The organism is Streptacidiphilus sp. PAMC 29251, from assembly GCF_054208735.2.
In genome coordinates, this window is record NZ_CM135725.2 from 4,534,035 (window position 1) to 4,554,172 (window position 20,138).

The following is a 20,138-nucleotide window of genomic DNA, read 5'->3' on the forward strand; positions in this document are numbered from 1 at the left end:
CGGGTCAGGTGAAGACGACGGTGCGGCTGCCGTTCAGCAGCACCCGGTGCTCGGCGTGCCACTTCACCGCGCGGGCCAGCGCCTGGCACTCGGCGTCCCGGCCCAGCGCGACCAGCTGCTCCGGGTTGACGTCGTGGCTGACCCGGACCACCTCCTGCTCGATGATCGGGCCCTCGTCCAGCTGCGCCGTGACGTAGTGCGCGGTCGCGCCGATCAGCTTCACGCCGCGGGCGTGCGCCTGGTGGTAGGGCTTGGCGCCCTTGAAGCTCGGCAGGAAGCTGTGGTGGATGTTGATCGCCCGGCCGGTCAGGGCCTTGCAGAGGTCGTCCGAGAGCACCTGCATGTAGCGGGCCAGCACCACCAGGTCCACCCGCTCCTGGTCCACCAGCCGCAGCAGCGCCGCCTCGGCCTCGGCCTTGGTGTCGGCGGTCACCGGGATGTGGTGGAACGGGACGCCGTAGGAGCCGGCCAGCTCCTGGAAGTCGGTGTGGTTGGACACCACCCCGACCACGTCCACCGGCAGCGCCCCGCTGCCCGCGCGGAACAGCAGGTCGTTGAGGCAGTGGCCGAACTTGCTCACCAGCAGCAGCACCCGGGCCCGCTCGGCCGAGGGGTGCAGCTGCCACTCCATCCGGAAGGCGTCCCCGGTGGCGGCGAAGCTGGCCCGCAGCTTCTCCAGCGTCACCGGCTCCTCGGCCGAGAAGTGCACCCGCATGAAGTAGAGACCACTGGTGGCGTCGCCGAACTGCTGGCTGTCGACGATGTTGCAGCCGGTGAGGAAGAGGTAGCTGGAGACGGCGTGCACGATGCCCTGCTTGTCCGGGCAGGACAGGGTCAGAACGTACTGGCCGGTACCGGGCTGCTGCTGTGCCACCGGGAGTGGTCCTCTCGTGCGATCCGCTGAGAGGCCCAGGGTGTCACAGCCCGCTGCCGCCCGGCGGGACCGTCTCAGGCTGCGACCCTCGTCAGGATGCTGAGCACCTCCAGCGACCGCGGCGGCGCGTCCGGGTCCTCGCCGTCGTTCAGGGTCAGCCGTATGTGCGCGTCGCGGCAGGCGCGGACCGCCTCGGGCCAGGCGTGGTGCTGCAGGTACGCGGCGGACGGGGCGTCCGGGCCGACCTGGTGCAGGATCCGCAGCACCCGGAGCACCGCGGTGTCGACCAGCGCGGCCTCCGCGGAGTCGCGGAACACCGCGCCGACGTACTTCTCGGCGGACCAGCGGTCCAGCCAGGTGTCCTCGACCAGGCGGTACACGGCGTCGGTCACGTCGCCGTAGCCCTCCCGTCCGGCGACCCAGCAGTCCTGCTGGAAGGCGGGGTCTCCGAGCATGTGCAGGGCTGAGCGGACCCGGGCCCGCCAGCGCCACCAGGTGATGTCAGTGAGCGGCATAGCGCCCATGGTGCTGGAGCGAGTGCCCGTTCGGGAAGACTTCGCCGAATTGTGCTGTGAACCCTGCATGGGAAGGGATCCTACGTTCCGATCCGATCCTGCTGTTCCCCGCGCGTTGGTTCACCGTTCCCCGAACGTGCGCCCTGCCGCCCGGCGTGCCGTCAAAGCTTTGATCCGCAAGTGGTCGCTGGGGCACGTGACTGGGAGGGGTACCACAGCAATGCGTTCCACCAGGAGGTTCGGGCGGTTCGCCGTGGCCGCTGTCGGCGCGGCCCTGCTGGTCGGCGGGCTCGCCGGGTGCGGCGGGGACGCGGACGCGTCCGAGGGGTCCACGGTCAAGGTGATGACCTGGGCCCCGGAGGACGACGCGGTGGGCGGCCAGCCCGGGGTGACCGCGCTGGCCCAGGCGATCGAGAAGCAGGTCAATGACACCGGCGGGCTGCAGGGGCGCCACCTCCAGGTGCTGACCTGCAACGAGCACGGCACCGCGGCCGGGGTCACCGCCTGCGTGAACCAGGCGGTCAGCGCGCAGGTGGTCGCGGTGGTCGGCTCGTACAGCCAGAACGCGGACGTCTTCATGCCGCTGCTGGAGTCCGCCGGGATCCCCTACATCGGCGGTTTCGGACTCTCCTCGGCGGAGTTCACCTCGCCGTACTCCTTCCCGGTCAACGGGGGCTACCAGGCGCTGCTGGCGGGCAACGGCGAGCAGCTGGTGCAGTCCGGCTGCCGCCGGGTGGCCGTGGTCAGTCCGGACACCAGCGCCGCCGCCAGCATGCGCGCCTTCCTCGACGTGGGGCTGGCCACCGGGCACATCCAGGCGGTGGCCATCACCGCCACCCCGGGCCGGACCGACTACACCGCCGAGGCGGTCAAGGCCATCGGCGCCGACCTGAAGCACTCCTGCGTCACCACCACCCTCGACGCGGCGTCCACCGCGACCTTCTTCGACGACTACCGGCGGCTGGCCCCCCGGCACACCCAGCTCTCCTCGGTGATCGGCAGCTTCCAGCAGTCCCTGGTCGACTCCACCGGCGGGGACAACGGCCCGCTCCGGGCCGCCCTCGCCACCAGCTGGTACCCGCCGGACAACAGCCCGGTCTGGGACGAGCTGCACGCGGCGGTGAAGAAGTACGCCTTCACCGACAACCGGATCAACACCGCGGACCCGGGCGAGCAGACCACCTGGATCGCCTACGAGGTGCTGCGCAAGGCCGCGGCCGGGATCAAGGGCCCGGTCACCGGGCACTCGCTGCGCGACTTCCTCACCTTCTGCGACCCGATCACCACCGGGCAGACCCCGCCGCTGGCCTGGCGCAACAGCGACATGCTGGCGCTGGCCTCGGCGCCCCGGCTGGTGAACACCAGGGTCACCTTCCTCCAGGTGCGCAACGGCCAGCTGGCGCAGGCCGGGACCGGTCCGGTGGACGTCAGGGCGCTGCTGGTGGACAGCGCCACCGCCAACGCCTGAGCCGGCTCAGAGCTGGATGCTGGAGCGCTTGGGCAGGTCGGTCGGCGAGGCGATGGCGTTCCACAGCTCGGACGCCTTCTTCTTGGCGATCGTCGCGGTCGAGCTGGCGCTGTCGCCGGCCGACTTCTGCCCGCCCGACTTCGGCTTGTGCTTGTGGTCGCACTCGCTCTTCGACTGCTTCGCCCAGGCCGCGTAGTGGGCGTCGGCGTCCCTGGAGGCGTTCCAGCCCTGCCGCAGCGCGGTGACCAGCTCGGTGCCGCTGGGGAGCTTGTCGGTCTGCAGCGCCGCGAGCTGCTGGAGCAGCTGGCCGCGGTAGGCGGCGGCGGCGGTGAGGTCCTGGGCGGCCCCGTCCAGGTTCTGGCAGTGCTCGATGTTCCCCACCGCGGCGACCACCGCGGTGCGGCTGTTGGAGGCGCCCTTGAGCAGGTCGGACAGCGCCTGGGCCTGGGCCTGGTCGGCCGGGGCCGCCGCGGAGCCGCCGCCGGCGGGCTGGGAGGCGCTGCTGGACGCGGTCGCGCTGCTGGACGCGCCCGCGCCGGACGTCCCGCCGCCGCCGCTCATCGCGGCGGCCACGCCGATGCCGAGCACGGCGCAGCCGGCGACCACGGCGATGCCGATCGCCATCGGGCTGAACCGGCGCCCGGCCGACGGTCCGGCCGGTCCGCTCGGCGGGGCGTAGCCGGGGCCGGCCGGCGGCGGGGTCTGGTACCCGCCGTAACCCTGCGGCTGCGTCGGGTAACCGCCGTACTGCTGCTGCGGCTGCGGTTCGGCCGGGAAGGGCGGCATGAACTGCGTCGACGCCTCTTCCACCGGCTGCGGCGGCAGCTGCGGCTGGTACGCCGTCTGCTGGTACGGGTCGGCCTGCTGGTACGGATCGGCCTGCGGCGCGTAGGGCGCCGGGGCCTCGCCGAAGTACTCCGGCTGCTGCGACGGCGGCTGGGCCGGGGTGTTCCACGGCATGTCGTTGGACCGGACCACCTCGCCGGGAATCGTCGTACCCTGCGAGGGCTCCGGCCTGAACAGATCCTCGGGCGTCAGCTCGTCATGGCTCGGGCGGCGGTGGTTCAACGCGATTCCTCTGTCGGGACAGCTTGCTCTGCGCCCACGCTACCCGTTCACTCCGACGAGTGGCCACCAAGCCTCCGCTTTGACCGGTTCCGGGCGCGCGGCCGCGGTCAGGCAGCCGCCTCCGCCAACGTCCTGGCCTGGAACTCCCTTACCGCGCGCTGCTCCCGGTAGGGCTCCAGCCTGCGCCGGAAGTCGTCCAGGTACTCCGCGCCGCGGGCCGAGCGCAGCCCGGAGAGCAACTCGACCGCCCGGGCCCCGGTTTCGCACGCCTGCTCGATGTCCCGCAGCTGCAGCTGCGCGGTGGCGAGCAGCACCAGGTCCACCGCGCGGCGGCGGACCCGGGTCTCCGGGTGGCCGTGCAGGGCCCGCTCGGCGTGCCGCGCGGACTGCTTGGGCTGGTCCAGATCCCGGTGGCAGTGCGCCAGTTCATCGGCCAGGTAGGCCGCGTCGAAGTGCCTGATCCACTCCGGGTCCTCCTCGGGGCGGCTGTGCTCCATCGCCTCGACGGCGCGTCCGGCCACCGCCTCGCAGGAGCGCGCGTCGCCCAGCAGGGCGTGCCCGCGCGCCTCGGCGACGTAGAACATCGCCATCGCCGTGGGCGTGGCCTCACCGCGGGCGCCCTCCTGGGCGGCGCGGGCGAGTTGGGCGATCTCCCGGGGATTGCCCAGGGCGGCGGCGAGATGGCTCATCGAGGCGGCCAGCACATAGCCCCCGTAGGCGCGGTCCCCGGCCGCCTGGGCCAGTCGCAGCGCCTGGATGTAGTACCGCTGGGCCAGTCCGGCCTGGCCGGTGTCGATGGCCATGTACCCGGCCAGCTCGGTGAGTCGGGCCACCGCGGCGAACAGCGCCCGCCCGGTCTCCTCCCGGTAGGCGCCGGAGAGCAGCCCCGAGGCCACGCTGTTGAGGTAGTGCACCACCACCGGACGGACGTGCCCGCTGCCGAACCGGTGGTCCAGCTCGACCAGCATCTCGGTGGTGGCCCGGACCGCCGCCACGTCCGCGTTGCCGACCCTGGCGCCCCCGGTCCTGGCGACCTGGGCGTCCGGGCGGGTGATCAGCCAGTCCCGACTGGGCTCCACCAGCGCCGAGGCGGCGACCGAGGCGCCGGTCAGGAAGTCGCGGCGGCCGACATCGCTGCGCCACAGCTCGCAGGCCTGTTCGACCGCGCCGGACAGGGTCGGTGCGAAGTGCAGCCCGATGCTGGACGAGAGGTTCTTCCCGTCCGCCATGCCGATCTCCTCGACGGTGACCGGACGTCCGAGCTTGCGCCCGATCGCCTCCGCGATCACCGCCGGGGCCTGGCCCCGGGGTTGCTGGCCGCGCAGCCAGCGGGCCACCGAGGTCTTGTCGTAGCGCAGGTCCAACGCGTGCTCCGCGCCGCACAGGTTGACCCGGCGGGCCAGGCCCGCGTTGGAGCAGCCGGCCTCCTGGATCAGCGCCTGGAGCCGTTCGTTGGGCTGTCGTGCGACCAGTGGTCTGGCGGCCATGGACGTGCCTCCCCCTCGAGCGTGGTGGTCACCCCGACAGGTCCCCAGCATTCCCCGGAGCGAGGCCCTTGAAGCCTGGACAGACGAGTCTCTCGCTGCGTCAGTGGGTTGGCGCGGCATGGCATTTGAGACATTCCGTCCAGGGTAGCGAGCGGACTCCCCGCAGAGATACCCGTTACCGGTCCCGGAACCCCGTGTGCGCCCCGTCAGTGCCCCGACGCGCCCCCTGGTCGCTGATCACGCCGCGGCCGTGACCCGGCGTCAAAGCGCCCGTTTGAGGCAACGCCCGTAACCCGTCCCGCCTGCGCGAGTTGTGCACGGCGTGGAAGACACCCTCGGAGCCGTCCTGCCGGCCTCCGTCCCCCAGGACACCGCCCGCGACCTCTTGATCGAGTCGGCCATCCGCTACGCGGAGGAACGCCATTGGGAGGTCGCCCCCGGCACCTGGCTGGTCGAGGACGACGGACCACTGCGCTGCTCCTGCGGCGATCCCGGCTGCGCGGCGCCCGGCGCGCACCCCGCCACCCGCGACTGGGCCCGCAAGGCCAGCGCCGGGCCCGGTGTGGTCCGGCGCTGGTGGACCGAGAACCCGCTGGCCTCGATCCTGCTGCCGACCGGACGCGCCTTCGACGCCATCGACGTGCCGGAGATCGCGGGCTGCCTGGCGCTGGCCCGGATGGAGCGGATGGGCGTGCAGCTGGGCCCGGTGCTGGCGGTCCCCGGCGGCGGGGGCGGCCGGGGCCGGCGGCTGGTCTTCCTGGTCCTGCCGGGATCGCTGCCCAAGCTCCCGGACCTGCTGCGCAAGCTCGGCTGGGGCCCGGGACGACTCGACCTGGTCGGCCACGGCGAGGGCGACTGGGTGGTCGCCCCGCCGACCCGGGTGGGCGCCTACGGCTTCGCCCAGTGGGCCAGGGAGCCCACCACCCTGAACCGCTGGCTGCCCGAGGCCACCGAGCTGATCAACCCCATCGCCTACGCCTGCGGCCGCGAGGCGCCGCTCTCTGCCTCACTGCACTGAAAACCCCTCTTTCGAGTGACAGGGCTCAAGGATTGCCGAGTTCTGCCGAGGGGAGGAATGGGGTCGTAAGGACTCCACGGCACAGAGACGGAGGCGGGCAGCACTCAGCGGCACGGCAACAGGGGAGGGCCCGGAGGGGAAGCCGGGTGCAGGGGGGACAAGGGGGAGGTGAAAGGACCCGGCGCTCGGGGAAAGAGCCGGGTCCTTTTGCTGCACGTGGCGGTACGTGTACGTGTGGGTCAGGCGCGGGCGACGAAGACGTGCGCGGCGATGTCCTTGTCCAGCTCGGCGGCCTCGCCGCCACTGCTGACCAGGACCCCGCCGGGAGCCTCGGTCACACTGACCACCGCGCCCGGCTGCACGCCGGCCCGGCGCAGGGTGTACATCAGCTGGGCGTCCGTCTGGATCGGCTCGCCGATCCGGCGGATCACCACGCTCTTGCCCTCGATGCCCGGGGCCAGCAGATCCAGGGTGATCAGCGTCTCCCCGTCGCCCTCGTCCACCGACGGCGCCTCGCCCAGCTCCTCCAGGCCCGGGATCGGGTTGCCGTACGGGGACTGGGTGGGGTGGCGCAGCAGTTCGAGCACCCGGCGCTCCACCGCCTCGCTCATCACATGCTCCCAGCGGCAGGCCTCGGCGTGGACCTGCTCCCACTCCAGGCCGATGACGTCCACCAGCAGGCACTCGGCGATGCGGTGCTTGCGCATCACCCGGGTCGCCAGCTGGCGGCCGCCCTCGGTGAGCTCCAGGTGGCGGTCGTCGGCGACCTCGAGCAGGCCGTCGCGTTCCATCCGGGCCACGGTCTGGCTGACCGTGGGCCCGCTCTGCTCCAGGCGTTCAGCGATTCGGGCGCGCATGGGTACGACGCCCTCCTCCTCCAGTTCGAAGATCGTGCGCAGATACATCTCAGTCGTGTCGATCAGGTGCCCTGACATCGGCCGCGGGCTCCGTTCCTCGTGGGCTGTCGTGGTCGCTGAGCCAATTCTGACGCATGACGCCGACAAACCCGCCTGTTCGAGCCGGTGACCCTGTTGACAGCGGCCCGGCCGAGGCACCAGCGTGCCTCCGGATAGAGCAGAACCCGAGCGAAAGCGAGCGCATTCCCGATGAGCGATCTGGCCGGGCAGTACTTCGACGCCGCGATCTCCCTGCTCCAGCGGGTCCGCACGGAGGAGGCCGAGGGCATCGACCGCGCGGCGGAGGCGCTGGCCGAGACCGTGCGCAGCGGCGGCCGGGTCTTCGCCTTCGGCGCCGGGCACTCCTCACTGGCCGCGCAGGACGTGGTGTACCGGGCCGGCGGCCTGGTCCTGATGAATCTGCTGGCCGTCCCCGGGGTAACCGGCATCGATGTGATCCCGGCCCACCTGGGCAGCTCGCTGGAGCGGGTGTCCGGGCTGGCCCCGGCGACCCTGGACGCCAGCCCGGCCCGGCGCGGCGACCTGCTGTTCGTGATCTCGCTCTCGGGCCGGCAGATGATGCCGGTGGAGCTGGCCATGCACGCCCGCGAGCGGGGGATGACGGTGGTCGGGATCACCTCCTTGGCCTATCCGGCAGCGGTGTCCTCGCGGCACCCGTCAGGTACCTACCTCAAGGACCAGTGCGACATCGTGCTGGACAACAAGATCGCGGTCGGGGACGGCGAGCTGACCGCGGAGGGTGCGGACACCACCTTCGGACCGGTCTCCAGCATCACCACCATCGCGCTGATGCAGGCCGTGGTCGCCACCGCGGTCGGGCTGCTGGCCGCGCAGGGGCTGACCCCGCCGCTGTTCCGCTCCGGGAACGTGGACGGCGGGATGGACTGGAACGCCAAGCTGATGGCCGAGCACCGCGACCGGGTCTTCTACACCTTCTAGACCCGGCTCTGGGCCAGGTCCACCGCGGCGGCGACCCTGGTCGCGATGTCCTCGGCGTAGGCGATGTCGGCCCGGTCGAAGCGGGGCCGGGTGCTGCCGCGCAGGAAGGTGAGCACCCCCACCGTCCGGCCGCGGCTGCGCAGCGCCGTGCACAGGCCGTGCACGGTGCCGCTGGGCCAGTGCCGCAGCAGCGCCCAGTCCGGCTTGGGCGCGACCGGCGCACCCGGGCCGGCCACGGGGGCGGCGGGCGCCGCGGCGGCCGGCACGTCCGAGACGGCGACCGTTCCGGCCCGCTCCAGGGCCCGTACCGCGGGGTGGACCTCGCCGTAGCGGGCGGGGATGCCGGAGGGCTCCAGCGCGGCCTCCTGCCCGGCCGAGCCGATCGGGGACACCGCCGCGCGCAGCAGCCCGGCGCCGGGCGCGTCCTCGTCCACCGGGGTCTGCACCACGTCCAGCAGCGCGTAGTCGGCGAAACCGGCCAGCACGAAGTCCAGATAGCCGACGGCGCCATCCATCGGGTCCTCGCACTCGGCCGCGGCCTGCCCGGCCCGGCGCAGCTGGGTGGTGCGGAACCGCAGCACCGTCCCCTCCTGCTCGGACTGCTCGTGCAGGGTCACGTCCTCGAAGAACCAGGCCACGCCGAGCGGGACCGGCTCCTCGCCGAGCGGGGAGCCGAGCCGGACGAACTCGCTGCGCCAGCAGCGGCGGCGGGCCGGGTCGGCCCGCAGCGCGGCCCAGAGCTTGACCCCGCTGAGCGGCTTCCCTGTGGCGAGGACGTGCTGCAGGGCGGCCTCCAGCTCCTGCACGCCGTCGCCGAGCACCTCCCCCAGCGGGTGGCCGAGCAGGGCGTTGCGCTCGCAGTCCAGCCAGCGGGCGGCGGAGTCGCCGACGGCGGCGGGGCGCAGGTCGGCGTCCACCAGCACCACGCCGGTGGGGGCCTCGTCCATCATCGCCTCGGCCAACGCCAGCGAGCGTTCCAGCTCGACCTGGGCGCCGGCCTCGGAGAAGGCGAAGTAGAGGCCCAGCGGGCGGCCGTCGGGGGCGGTGACCTGGTGCGCCTGGGCCCGGACCAGGACCCGGCGGCCGTCATTGGTGAGCAGCGCGAACTCGTGCACCCGGGGCGGCGCCCCGGCACTGGCGCCGAGCAGCTGGGTACGGACGGTCTCCGCGTCGGCGGGGCGCAGCGCCCAGCCTTCGAGCCCGGTCCGCCCGACCGACTCCTCGGCGGTCCAGCCGAGCATTCTGGTCGCCTCGCGGTTCCAGTGGGTCAGCACGCCGTCGCGGTCCATCGCGGCGAGGCCGACCTCCATGCCGTCGAGGAGGGCGGCCAGCAGCCGCGCGTCGGCGTCGGGCTGCCGCACTGTCGCACCCCGCACCGCGGGTCCTTGGGCGTTCACCTGCTGGGCACCTCCCCTACCGGGTTGAGCCCATTCAACTCGCCTGCCCCGCCGGGTACACAGGTTTCCGCCAAATGTCCCCCGACCGGGAGGATTCGCGCTATTGGAGCCTGCGCGGAAAAGCCGTTGCCCGCTCCCCGGTCGCCTGCTTACAGTGACGGCACACTGAACCCGAATCCACCGGCTGATCATTTCGGGGTTGCTCTCCTGCCCGTGGACGGTCGGCCGCTGGGGGCAACAGGTTGAGGGTGTGCGGTAGCCGCCGTGCGCGGGTCGCGGCCTGTCCGAGGGGTTGTGCGGGGTCGGGAGCGGTTGGTGGCGCTGTCGCCGGTGGCCGTCGGGCCGTCGCGGTGCGGGATCTTGTGGCGGTCAGGCCGCCGGGCGCGGCGGTGGGGAGTGGACGGCCTCGAACAGGGCGGTGAAGGCGTCGCGCCAGGGCCAGTGCTCGGGCAGATGCACCGTCAATTTGGTGCGCGCGGTGCGCGCGAGCCGGGCCGGGACGTGGACCAGGTGGGCGCGCAGGGTCGCTGTGGTGGCCTTGGCGTGGAAGACCGAGGTCAGCGCACCGGCGGCCCGCAGCAGGTTGTGCGACATCGCCCACAGGGTCAGCCACGCGGCGTTGGCCTGGAAGTTCCCGGACGGCAGGTGGGCCAGAGGCCCGGACTTCCCGTCCGCGATCACCTGCTCCACCACGGCGTGCTGCCGGTGGTGCAGTTCCGCCTGCAGCACCGCGAAGGAGCTGTCGGTGAAGACGGGGTGGTAACGCCAGGCGGTGAACAACTCGCCCTGACCCTGGGCCACTTCGGCGTTCAATCGGCGGACCCGGCGCACGATCAGCCGGGCGGTGACGTGCTCGGACTTCCTTCGGCCGGTGAAGGCGGTGTAGGGGATCTCGGCGACCTCGGCGTCGGAGACCATCTCGCCGGTGTCGGGGTCGACGAAGGCGTCCGGGTAGCGGATCGCCGTCCAGGACTCCTGCGGGATGCGGGAGATCGCGCCCGCGATGGAGGGGTTCATGCCGGTGGTCAGGGAGAATCGGGCGCCGGCCCGGCGGCAGGCGGCGACCACGTCGGCGGTGTAGAACTTGCTGTCCGCGCGGACCAGGCGGATCCCGGTGCCGCCGGTCTCCTTCGCTATGGCCAGGGCCTCGCTCACGAAGCTCTCGGCTCCGCGGACGTCGGCGGCCTTGCCGCGGCGCAGGCGGACCGCGCCGATCACGGGCCGGGCGATCGGGTGGACAGGGTGGCCAGGATCGGGTGCAGGGTGCGCTGGCCCTTGAGGCGGCCGACCTGCGCGCCCTGCTTGGCGTGGCCGTACACGCGGCGGTGGGTGGGGTCGATGTCGATGAACATCAGTGTGTCGGCGCCGGGCAGCAGTGGGGTGCTGCGGGCCAGTCGGGCCAGGAAGTCGCGGTGAACGCGGTGGAGCTGGCGGTTGTGGCCGTGGGTGAAGGAGCGCAGGAAGGTGCCCAGGGTGGAGGGCGCGCGGACCGAGGTGAAGGCGCGGTCCATCGCGCCGTGCCGCAGCCGCGCCGCGTCGTCGATGCTGTCCGCGCCCGCGCACATCGCGCTGATCAGCGACATCACTTTGGCGGCCGGGTTGGCTCCGCCGCTGTTGTCGGCGCCCTCGATGCGGAGCGCGGACGCGGCCAGTTGCCGCAGGCCGGCCCGCTCGGCCAGCCGGACCAGCGACAGCAGCCCGGCATCGGCGATCAGGTTCGGCTCGTCGAAGACGGCGGAAACCGCTGTGGCGGCATGGCAGGATTGCATCTCGCGGATGTTCTCTCGTTCTGGCGACTTGGTTCTGTAGGAAGTCCCATCGTCCCAGGTCAGAGGGCATCCGCGTCGTTATGTCCAGGCCTCGGACAGGTCATTCATCGGTGGATTCGGGCTGAAAGGAGGTGATCCGAAAGTATGAGTACTTCCGGGACTCGTGAGGTGGCTGCGTCCTAGCAGCCCTTACCCGCTGAGCGCTTAAGGGCGGCGGGGCATTCCCCAGCAGTCACCCGGCCCCTGGGCTCGCCGGCCGTCCTCCGGCGCCCGTCCCCCCTTCGGGACGGGAGCAGGCCCAGGGGCCGTTCCCTTCTTCCCTCCGTGCTTCATCCCCCCGTGCTCCCAGGAAAGTTCGGCGCATACGTGTGCTGTGCAGAGCCGCTGGGCAGCGTCAGACTTGGCGCAGCCGGGCAGTTCCATGCGACACAAGGGGGATGTCGATGATCCAGAAGGATTCGTCGAGCCAACGCGAACGGGAACTGCTCCCTGAACCGTTCTGGGCGGTCGACACCGCCTCGCTCCAGGGCCAGGCGCGTTCGATCACCTGGTACCGGGGCCAGATGCTGATGCTGGTCCTCGCCGCGCTGGCGGGAATAGGCGATGTCGACCGGAACCACCTGAACTGGCTCCAGGGCATCTCTGCCCTGCTGTTCGCCGGCGCCGGCTACTTCTGGTGGCGGCTCGGCCGCGACAAGCCGCAGGCCCTCTGGTACGAGGGCCGGGCCGCGGCGGAGTCGATGAAGACCCTGGTCTGGAAGTACGTGGTGCGGGCCTGGCCGTTCGCCGGGGACGCCGACTCCGGCGAGGCCGACGAGGCCTTCCTGAAGCAGATGAACGAGGTCTTCCTCGCCTTCGGCGACAGCGCGGTGATACCGTCCGACGCGCGGCCGGGGATCACCCACGCGATGCGCACCCAGCGGCAGTTGTCGCTGGGGCTCCGCCGCGACGTCTATCTGCAGGAGCGGATCCGGCCGCAGCGGACCTGGTACCAGTCCCGCGCCGACCGCTGCGAGAGCGCGACCACCACCTGGCAGCTGATCTCCAGCGCCACCATCATCATCGCCGCGGCCTTCGCCGTGATCCAGTTCCTGGGCCTGGTCGACCTGCACCTGCTCGGCGTGTGCACCACCATCGCCGCCGCGGTGACCGCCTGGACCCAGCTCAAGCAGTTCCGTCCGCTCGCCTCCGCCTACCGGCTGGCCGCCTCCGAACTCGGAATGATCGAAGCCGAGTTGACCCACTTCGACCTCAGCGACCCGCTGGCGGAAGAACGCTGGTCACGGCTCTCCAGCGACGCCGAGGACGCGGTCTCCCGGGAGCACACCATCTGGCGGGCCCGGCGCGACCGCAGGGTCTGACCCGGCGTCGGCTCCCTGTGAATGTGCGCACGCGTCCTGTACGGAGTCGATCCCCCTGGCGCAGACTGGAGGCGACGCCAGGGGGAGCCTATGCCGCACCGGGAACCGCCGCGCCGCCGTGAGGCGGAGCTGCTCCCCGATCCTTTCTGGGCCGCCGACCTGGCCGCACTGAGGGGCAGGACTCCGCCCTGTACTGGTACCGCTGGCAGTTGGGGCTCACCCTGCTGGCCGCCCTGTTCGGAGTGTTCCCGGCCCACCTGGTGAACGGGGTGAACATCGTTCCGCTGCTCTCGGTCGCCTCCTTCCTCGGGGCCGGCGGATTCGCCCTGGCACTGCACCGGCGCACCCCGCAGGAGCAGTGGTACCAGGGCCGGTCCGCCGCCGAGTCGTTGAAGAGCCTCACCTGGAAGTACCTGGTGCAGGCCCGCCCCTTCGACGGCCCGGCCCAGTCCCCGCTGGACGACCGGCGGTTCCTGGACGCGCTCCAGGACATCCTGTCGTCCTACCCCGAACTGGTCGGGCCGGAGGTCGGGCCGGACGGGTCCACCGGGGCGGCGATCACCCGGCAGATGCGCGACGAGCGCCGGAAGCCGCTGCAGCAGCGCCGCCAGCTCTACCTGAACGAGCGGGTGTACGCGCAGCGGACCTGGTACCTGTCCCGCGCCGACGAGTGCGACCAGAAGTCCCGGGTCTGGGGGCTGTGCACCGGGATGATGATCACTGTCGGCATCCTGGTCGCGGTGCTGGAGGCCACCAGCTACCCCTCGCTCCGCATCCTCGGCCTGTTCTCGGCCGGCGCGGCCACCGTGACCGCCTGGACCCAGCTCAAGCAGTTCCGCCCGCTCGCCGCCGCCTACCGACTCGCCGCCCGCGAACTCGACCGCCTCGCCGCCTTGTTGACCCGGATCGACCTCACCGCGAAGGACGCCGAGGAGACCTGGTCCCGGCTGGCGGGCAACGCGGAGGACGCGATCTCCCGCGAGCACGTCATCTGGCGCGCCCGCAGTCAGCACCGGACCTGATCCGGGGTGCCAATGGGGAACCACTTCAAGGGAGTGACATTGCCGGGAACGACCGTCGAGCTGCCCGACCGGAGAACACTCGCAGTGGAGACGTCGGGCAGTCCGCGCGGCAAGCCGGTCTTCCTGCTGCACGGCACCCCCGGCAGCCGGCTCGGCCAGGCACCACGCAGTGCGCTGCTGTCCTGGATGGGCATCCACCTGATCACCTTCGACCGTCCCGGCTACGGGGACTCCGACCGCTTACCCGGGCGCCGGATCGTGGACGGCGCCGCCGACGTCGCCGCCGTGGCGGACGAGCTGGGCCTCAAGGAGTTCGCCGTGGTCGGCCGCTCCGGCGGCGCCCCGCACGCGATGGCCTGCGCCGCGCTGCTCCCGGACCGGGTGACCCGGACCGCGGTGCTGATGAGCCTGGCCCCCAGGGGCGCCGCCGGTCTCGACTGGTACGCCGGCATGGCGGCCTCGAACGTCCGGGACTACTCCAGCGCGCAGAACGGCAACCCGACGCTGGCGCCCTCGCTGCGGGCACGCTCCCGGGACATCAGGAACGACCCCTACCAACTGGTGGCCGCGCTCAAGGAGGAGATGCCCGCCTCCGACCAGCGGGTGGTCGCCGACCAGGGCGTACGCGCCATGCTGCGGGCCAACTTCCGCGAGGCCATGCGCAGCCACGACGCCGGCGGCTGGATCGACGACGTCGTGGCCTTCAACCAGCACTGGGGCTTCGATCCCGCCGACATCCCGGGCCAGGTACTGATCTGGCACGGCGAGGACGACGTGTTCTGCCCGGTCGAGCACGCCCGCTGGCTCGCCGACCGGATCCCCCGCTCGCGGCTGCGGATCGCGCCGGGCGTCGCCCACTTCGGGGTGCTGCGGGTGCTTCCCGCGATCCTCCAGTGGGCGGCGGCCTGACCGGTCGTCGACCGGTCACACCGGCTGCAGCTCCAGGTCGCGGCCGTTGCGCTTCCAGCCCCTGACGTTGCGGGTGGCCGGGTGCTCCTCGCCGAGCTGCCGGATCAGTTCGGCGACCACCCGGTTGCGCAGCGCCACCGCCTCCTCCTTGCGGCCCGAGTCCCGCAGGGTGACCGCGAGGTTGCCCTCGCAGACCACGACGTCGGGGTGCAGCGGCCCGTACCGCTCGGTCAGCCCGGCGAGCGCCTGGCTGCCCAGTTCCTCGGACCTGGCGTAGTGCCCGCTGTCGCCGTAGCAGTTGGCCAGGTTGACCATGACCGACATGGTGAACGGGTGCTCGGGGCCGAGGACCCGGCGCATCGAGTCCAGGGTGGACTCGCCGAGTGCCGTCGCCTCGGCGATCTGGCCGCTGTCGCGGAGGTAGATCCCGACGTTGTTGGCGCAGGCCAGGGTGAACGGGTGCTCCGCCCCCAGCGACTCCCGGTAGCCCTGGTGCACCGACTCGGCGAAGTCCCTGGCAGCCTCCTTGTCCCCGACCGCCGAGTAGTCGGCGGCCAGGTTGAGCGCGCAGGCCAGGGTGTCCGGGGCGGAGGCGCCGTAGCGGTCCAGGTAGCGGTCGTAGGTGTCCTTGGTGAGCTGCCTGGCCTCGGCCTGCCGTCCGATCCGGCGCAGGGCCACCGCGAAGCTCTTGGCGTAGCGCAGCGTGGGCAGGTCGGTGACCGGTACGGCGGTGTAGGCCTCCTGGAACTGCTCCAGCAGTTCCACCGAACCCTGGTAGTCACCGAGCGCCCGCAGGTCCTCGGCCAGCGAGGCCATGCTCGCCAGGGCGTCCTGGTGCTGGCGTCCCAGCACCGAGATCCGCTTGTTGAAGGTCTCCTCGTCAAGTCCGCGCGCGGCCTCGTAGTCTCCGTTGAAGCGGTAGTCGAGGGCCAGGTTGTTGGCGAGCTTGAGCGTACGGGGGTAGTCCTCGCCGTATATCTCCCTGAGCTTGGCGTAGGTCTCGTGGTCGAGATCCAGGGCTTCCGAGAACCGGCCCAGGGCCCGCAGGTCCGCGCCCACGTTTCCGGCCGTCATCAGGGAGTGCAAATGGTCCCGGCCGAGCAGGGTGCGCTGCCGGTCCCAGGTGTTCTGGTCGAGCTCCAGCGCCTCCTCGAACCTCCCCTGGAAGCGCACCACGTTGGCGAGTTGGAAGCGCAGCACCAGGGTCTGCCGGTCGTCGGGGCCCATCTTCTCGGTCCAGGCCACGTTGAGCCGATGACCGAGTTCTTCGGCCGCTTCCAGCTCACCGCGCACCCACAGGTAGCGCACCCGGTCGACGAGCAGCTGGCGACCCTCGGGCTCGTCGCAGAGGTGCGCCTCCGAGGGGGTGAGGTGCGGCCAGATCAGCTCGAAGTCCGGCCAGCTCCGCCAGTCGTCGACCTCGCGGTTCTTCGGGCGGGCCGAGGCCAGAATCTGGTGCACCTCGTGCTTGGTCGTCTCCACCTGCGCGCTGTCCAGTTCGGACCGGATCACCGCCTGCACCATGCGGTGGACCTGGAAGGTCTGGCTGTTGGTGTCGACCTTCGCCAACCCGTAGCGGGTGACCGCCCGGACCACCTTGCCGAGCATCACGTCTTCCTGCAGGTCGGGGTCGAAGGAGACGAGGGATTTCCCCATCTGCTCGTTGTAGATCAGGCTGAGCGCCACCGGGTCGGCCGAGAGGTAGGCGCACAGTTGCAGCAGCCTGTTGGCGGCCGGCGACTCCTCGCGGAGCCGGGCGATCGAGACGTTCCAGGTGGCGCTGAACCGCTGCGGGTATTCCGGGATCTCCAACTGGGTGGTGGTCAGCGCCTTGACGGCCTCGCGCTGCAACTCGGCGATGTAGGAGCTGACCGGGGTTCCGGTGGTCTCCAGCCAGGCAGCGGCGATCTCCACGGCAAGCGGCAGGTCGCCGACGGCCTCGGCGACCTGGTCCGCGTCGGCCCGACTCAGGCTGGTGCTGCGGCGGCGCAGGTGCTCGACGCTCTCGTTCCGGGTGAAGACGTCGACCGGCAACGGTTTGGCCTGAGCCGTCCAGGCCGGGTTGCGGGAGGTGATCAGCACATGCCCGGGTCCGCCGGGAAGGAACCTGGCGATCTCGGACGGCTTGTCCGCGTTGTCGAAGATCAGCAGCCAGCGGTCGGTGGTCGTGCCCTGACGCAGCGCCTCCCTGGCCGCCTCCGCGGCCTCGGCCACACTGTCGCCGACCCGCAGTTGCAGCTTGCCGGCGAGTTCGGCCAGTGACAGCATCACCTGGTCCGACTGCTCCGCCTCGACCCACCACACCAGGTCGTAGTCGGCCATGAAGCGGTGGGCGTACTCCAGCGCGACCTGGGTCTTGCCCACACCGCCCAGTCCGTAGAGCGTGGTGGGGGTGGGCAGCACCACGGCCGGGCTGCCGCCGCGCAGTTGGTCCCGCAGGTTCTCCAGGATCACCGACCGGCCGGTGAAGGCCGGGTTGCGGAGCCGGACGTTCCAGATGTTGGGGCGGGTGCCCGGGAACCGCGGCCCCTCCGCGGTGAGCAGTTGGGTGAGGTCCTGGCCGTCCCGGCGCAGGGCGCGCAGCAGCGCGTTGGCCGCCTGGTCCTCGTCCATCCGGACCAGGTCGACGGCGTTGCGGTTGTTGAAGGGTGTCGACAGCCGCACCTCGCCGACCCGGACCGGAATCAGCTCGCGGCGGACCCCGGCCGGGTCGGAGTCGGTCACCGACCCCCACACCGCCGTGGCCTGCGGGGAACGCATGTACGAAGGGGACAGCACCACCAGGGTGCGGGCCGCCGCGTCCATGCCGTGCTCCGTCTCCGCCCTGGGCTCGGCGCCGACCTCGTTGGGCAGCACCCGCAGACCGGCCCCGGACAGCAGGGCCGCGATCCAGTCGGCCCACATCCGGTCCTCCGGCGCGTACGAGAGGAAGATGTCCTCCTGGATCGCCGGCCGGCGGCGGGTGAAGGAGTCGGCGTAGCGCAGCCGCACGTCCTCGGGCATCACCGGCAGGCTGGTCACCGTGCCGCGGGTGAGCTCGGAGGTCAGCCGCTCGCAGGCGGACAGCATCGAGGTCGGCGATCCCGGCTGGTCACCGAAACTGGCCAGGATCTCCTCGTAGGCGTAGAAGGGCCGGTAGGGGATCTCCACCGCGCCCCAGTACTTGGCGAGCCGGGCCTCGTTCATCTCCTCGGGCAGCCCGGCGAAGCGCTGTCGGGCCAGCGCCCGGCCCGCGTCCGCCTTCACCTTCTCGAAGTCGTCCACCCGCATCGGCACCGGCAGGATCCGGATGCCCCGGCCGCGGAAGCGCTCGGTGATGGTCCGGGCGATGGAGGAGGCGCCCTCGATGCTCTGGTCACTGAGGGTGAAGCAGACCACCAGGTCGTCCGGCATCTCCACGGTGCAGATATCCGCTATGTCCGAGAGGCCGGTGCGGCTGTCGATCAGGATGTAGTCGTAGTGGCGGCGCATGTCCTCACGCATCGCGGTGAAGAACTGGCTGCCCTCAAGATCCTGGTAGAAGTCGTCCCAGTTGATGCCGGCCACGGTGGCCGCGTAGTCGCTCCTGATCAGCCCGGCCGAGAGGAAGTCCAGACTCCCCCCCTCCTGGAACAGCGGCCAGTTGACGGAGAGGGCGTGCCGCCGGACCCTGGCGAACTCCTGGTGCCAGCCCTCCTCGCGGACCAGGCCGCGGAGCGCCTCGTCCCGGTAGTCCATGATCAGATCGATCACGCCGGTGGTGCCCGCCAGGGCCTCCTGGTCCAGGAAGGGCCGGAAGAAGTGCGCCAGCCCGGGCGCCTCCAGGTCCCAGTCCACCGTGAGCACCCGGTTGCCGTTCGCGGCCAGGATCCAGGCGGTGTTCGCCAGCGCCATCGTGCGCCCGGTACCGCCCTTGTAGGAGTAGAAGGTGATGATGCGGCCGTTCCTGTCCTCCACCTGGTACTCGGTCATGGGTACGCTTCCTCCGCCGGGTCCGCTTGGCTGCTGTCAGGATTCCGTGCTGCCGGGCTGCTCCGCGCCCGGGTCATACTCGGTGCCTGCCGGTTCGGCGCTGGTCGGTGGTGAGTGGCCGGGCACGGCCCGCAGGCTCGGCCGACCGGAGCCGGGAGCCACGGTCGGCGACGCGACCCGGTGCGCGGACGGTTTGCCGCGGTCGTTGAACCCGTAGATGGCCCGCTGAGCGGCGCGGGGCAGTTCCGCCTCGAAGGAGTCCAGGGTCGGCAGTCCGTCGAAGCCGCCGCGCAGGCTCGGCCGGGAGTCCCGGCGCCGGTGCCGCAGGGCCTCCTCGGCCGCGCTCTGCAGCTCGCCGTTCGCCTGCTGGCATTCCGGATCGTCGGCGCTCCACGGCTCCATCAGGCTGATCCAGGCGGGATTGCGCTGGTCGAAGGCCTTGACCAGCTCCCGGCGGGCCGGGTCGAGCAGGGCCCAGCGGTCCAGCAGCAACAGCCCGGGAGCGGTGGGGTCCTCCGCGTGCAGCACCGCGTCGACCTCGTCCTCGAAGTCATGGATGCTCGGGTGGAAGCCGAGCTGCCGGGCCACCCGGTCGGCGTGCTGCACCAGCGGACGGGTGGAGTCGGGCCGGTAGGGCTGCCAGTCCAGCGGGCTCTGGCCGTAGGCGTCCGCCGAGCGGCCCGGTGGCAGCTTGTCGGAGTCGCAGGCCAGCACGGCTATCCGTAACTGGCGCGACGGCGCCGGATCCTCGAACGCGCAGGGCCTGGTCAGGAACTCCTCGCGACGGCCGACCGGGATCATCGTCTGCTCCGCCACCTGCACGATGCGCTGGGCCAGCCGGTGCACCGCCAGGTCGTAGGCGTCCCGGAAGTAGTTCAGCTTGAGCAGGGCGTACAGGCCCTCCCTGACGTAGTCCTGGCCGAAGTCGCTGTGGTTGAACTGCAGCCTGCTGGCGACCGGGGGCAGCGAACTCTGCGGGAGGGTCACCCACAGCGCCGGCACGATCCCGCTGGCATGGCCGCTGTTGCGGGGTATCCGGTACACCGGGCGGGAGGCGAAGGCGTCCCATTCCTGGCCGCAGGCGACACTGCGGAAGTAGCGCGGCGAGTACAGGGGCACGAACACCCGGCAGTGCGCCAGCGCCTCGGCTATCCGTTCCGCCCAGCCCTCGCCCAGGTGCATACCGCGGTCCATGAATCCCGGCGGCTCGTCCGCCGGCAGGTCCGTCAGCTCCAGCACGGCCGCGCAGAGGTCCTTGTAGAGCTGGTGCACCCAGTGACTCGGGTCGCTGTCCACATGGCTGTTGGCCGGAGTGTGGGCGTAACTCAGAAAGAAGTAGGGCCGGGGTGCGTCCTCACCCCATCCTTCGCGAGCACTCAAGCGCCACCCCGAGACGGCGTCGTCCAGCAGAAGGCATGCGAACACAGGCTCCCCCGAATCGTC

Annotated in this window: 16 protein-coding genes; 6 read left to right on the forward strand and 10 right to left on the reverse strand. The window is 71.6% G+C overall.

What is annotated here, in order from left to right; all coding sequences use genetic code 11:
• Positions 1 to 4: 4 nt before the first annotated feature.
• Both purU and ACXKR8_RS21240 read right to left on the reverse strand, forming a co-directional pair.
• A complete protein-coding gene (gene purU / locus ACXKR8_RS21235; RefSeq protein ID WP_458274457.1) occupies positions 5 to 874 on the reverse strand; it encodes a formyltetrahydrofolate deformylase in 870 nt (289 codons plus the stop codon).
• A 74-nt stretch (positions 875 to 948) separates the two neighbouring features.
• On the reverse strand, positions 949 to 1,458 hold the full coding sequence (locus tag ACXKR8_RS21240) for an SCO4402 family protein (protein ID WP_458274458.1): 510 nt from the start codon (positions 1,456 to 1,458) through the stop codon (positions 949 to 951).
• Positions 1,459 to 1,609: 151 nt separating this feature from the next.
• On the opposite strand from ACXKR8_RS21240, the gene ACXKR8_RS21245 reads away from it, so the two are divergent.
• The gene (locus ACXKR8_RS21245; protein ID WP_458274459.1) at positions 1,610 to 2,857 is read left to right on the forward strand and encodes an ABC transporter substrate-binding protein; all 1,248 of its coding nucleotides are present in this window, start codon (positions 1,610 to 1,612) and stop codon (positions 2,855 to 2,857) included.
• Positions 2,858 to 2,863: 6 nt separating this feature from the next.
• Here the strand turns inward: ACXKR8_RS21245 and ACXKR8_RS21250 are convergent, their stop codons facing one another.
• A complete protein-coding gene (locus tag ACXKR8_RS21250) occupies positions 2,864 to 3,925 on the reverse strand; it encodes a hypothetical protein (RefSeq protein ID WP_458274460.1) in 1,062 nt (353 codons plus the stop codon).
• Between the two features lie 107 nt (positions 3,926 to 4,032).
• On the reverse strand, positions 4,033 to 5,412 hold the full coding sequence (locus tag ACXKR8_RS21255) for a transcriptional regulator (RefSeq protein WP_458274461.1): 1,380 nt from the start codon (positions 5,410 to 5,412) through the stop codon (positions 4,033 to 4,035).
• 313 nt (positions 5,413 to 5,725) lie between these two features.
• Here ACXKR8_RS21255 and ACXKR8_RS21260 point away from each other — a divergent pair, with 313 nt between their 5' ends.
• Positions 5,726 to 6,430 (forward strand): bifunctional DNA primase/polymerase, encoded by a 705-nt coding sequence (locus tag ACXKR8_RS21260; protein WP_458274462.1) that lies wholly within the window; start codon positions 5,726 to 5,728, stop codon positions 6,428 to 6,430.
• A 239-nt stretch (positions 6,431 to 6,669) separates the two neighbouring features.
• Here the strand turns inward: ACXKR8_RS21260 and ACXKR8_RS21265 are convergent, their stop codons facing one another.
• A complete protein-coding gene (locus tag ACXKR8_RS21265; RefSeq protein ID WP_458274463.1) occupies positions 6,670 to 7,365 on the reverse strand; it encodes a metal-dependent transcriptional regulator in 696 nt (231 codons plus the stop codon).
• A gap of 171 nt (positions 7,366 to 7,536) precedes the next feature.
• On the opposite strand from ACXKR8_RS21265, the gene ACXKR8_RS21270 reads away from it, so the two are divergent.
• Positions 7,537 to 8,286 (forward strand): SIS domain-containing protein, encoded by a 750-nt coding sequence (locus ACXKR8_RS21270; protein ID WP_458274464.1) that lies wholly within the window; start codon positions 7,537 to 7,539, stop codon positions 8,284 to 8,286.
• Here ACXKR8_RS21270 and ACXKR8_RS21275 read toward each other — a convergent pair.
• The 3 genes from ACXKR8_RS21275 to ACXKR8_RS21285 form a co-directional block, all read right to left on the reverse strand.
• Complete coding sequence (locus tag ACXKR8_RS21275) at positions 8,283 to 9,662, reverse strand: PAS domain-containing protein (RefSeq protein ID WP_462100621.1); 1,380 nt, start codon at positions 9,660 to 9,662, stop codon at positions 8,283 to 8,285. The genes ACXKR8_RS21270 and ACXKR8_RS21275 overlap by 4 nt on opposite strands.
• Before the next feature lie 390 nt (positions 9,663 to 10,052).
• Complete coding sequence (locus ACXKR8_RS21280) at positions 10,053 to 10,901, reverse strand: transposase (RefSeq protein WP_462100622.1); 849 nt, start codon at positions 10,899 to 10,901, stop codon at positions 10,053 to 10,055.
• Entirely contained in the window at positions 10,898 to 11,452 is a 555-nt protein-coding gene (locus ACXKR8_RS21285) for a transposase (RefSeq protein WP_462100623.1), read from the reverse strand. The genes ACXKR8_RS21280 and ACXKR8_RS21285 overlap by 4 nt, the downstream gene beginning before the upstream one ends.
• 443 nt (positions 11,453 to 11,895) lie before the next feature.
• Between ACXKR8_RS21285 and ACXKR8_RS21290 the strand changes: the two genes are divergently transcribed.
• The 3 genes from ACXKR8_RS21290 to ACXKR8_RS21300 all read left to right on the forward strand — a co-directional run bounded on the left by ACXKR8_RS21290 (position 11,896) and on the right by ACXKR8_RS21300 (position 14,744).
• Entirely contained in the window at positions 11,896 to 12,813 is a 918-nt protein-coding gene (locus ACXKR8_RS21290) for a DUF4231 domain-containing protein (RefSeq protein WP_458274466.1), read from the forward strand.
• Positions 12,814 to 12,959: 146 nt separating this feature from the next.
• Positions 12,960 to 13,835, forward strand: coding sequence for a DUF4231 domain-containing protein (locus ACXKR8_RS21295; protein ID WP_462100692.1), 876 nt, complete (start codon positions 12,960 to 12,962; stop codon positions 13,833 to 13,835).
• Positions 13,836 to 13,874: 39 nt separating this feature from the next.
• Positions 13,875 to 14,744, forward strand: coding sequence for an alpha/beta fold hydrolase (locus ACXKR8_RS21300; RefSeq protein WP_458274468.1), 870 nt, complete (start codon positions 13,875 to 13,877; stop codon positions 14,742 to 14,744).
• Positions 14,745 to 14,759: 15 nt separating this feature from the next.
• Here the strand turns inward: ACXKR8_RS21300 and fxsT are convergent, their stop codons facing one another.
• Together fxsT and ACXKR8_RS21310 are read right to left on the reverse strand one after the other, a co-directional pair.
• On the reverse strand, positions 14,760 to 18,695 hold the full coding sequence (fxsT, locus tag ACXKR8_RS21305; RefSeq protein ID WP_458274469.1) for an FxSxx-COOH system tetratricopeptide repeat protein: 3,936 nt from the start codon (positions 18,693 to 18,695) through the stop codon (positions 14,760 to 14,762).
• Positions 18,696 to 18,731: 36 nt separating this feature from the next.
• On the reverse strand, positions 18,732 to 20,120 hold the full coding sequence (locus tag ACXKR8_RS21310) for a TIR-like protein FxsC (RefSeq protein WP_462100624.1): 1,389 nt from the start codon (positions 20,118 to 20,120) through the stop codon (positions 18,732 to 18,734).
• Positions 20,121 to 20,138: the final 18 nt, after the last annotated feature.

Excerpts from the sequence above, each read along its gene's own strand:
- ACXKR8_RS21245 (WP_458274459.1), top strand. The coding sequence starts at position 1,610 with ATGCGTTCCACCAGGAGGTTCGGGCGGTTCGCCGTGGCCGCTGTCGGC.
- ACXKR8_RS21290 (WP_458274466.1), top strand. The coding sequence starts at position 11,896 with ATGATCCAGAAGGATTCGTCGAGCCAACGCGAACGGGAACTGCTCCCT.
- ACXKR8_RS21265 (WP_458274463.1), bottom strand. The coding sequence starts at position 7,365 with ATGTCAGGGCACCTGATCGACACGACTGAGATGTATCTGCGCACGATC.
- ACXKR8_RS21285 (WP_462100623.1), bottom strand. The coding sequence starts at position 11,452 with ATGCAATCCTGCCATGCCGCCACAGCGGTTTCCGCCGTCTTCGACGAG.
- ACXKR8_RS21255 (WP_458274461.1), bottom strand. The coding sequence starts at position 5,412 with ATGGCCGCCAGACCACTGGTCGCACGACAGCCCAACGAACGGCTCCAG.
- fxsT (WP_458274469.1), bottom strand. The coding sequence starts at position 18,695 with ATGACCGAGTACCAGGTGGAGGACAGGAACGGCCGCATCATCACCTTC.
- ACXKR8_RS21240 (WP_458274458.1), bottom strand. The coding sequence starts at position 1,458 with ATGCAGGGTTCACAGCACAATTCGGCGAAGTCTTCCCGAACGGGCACT.
- ACXKR8_RS21270 (WP_458274464.1), top strand. The coding sequence starts at position 7,537 with ATGAGCGATCTGGCCGGGCAGTACTTCGACGCCGCGATCTCCCTGCTC.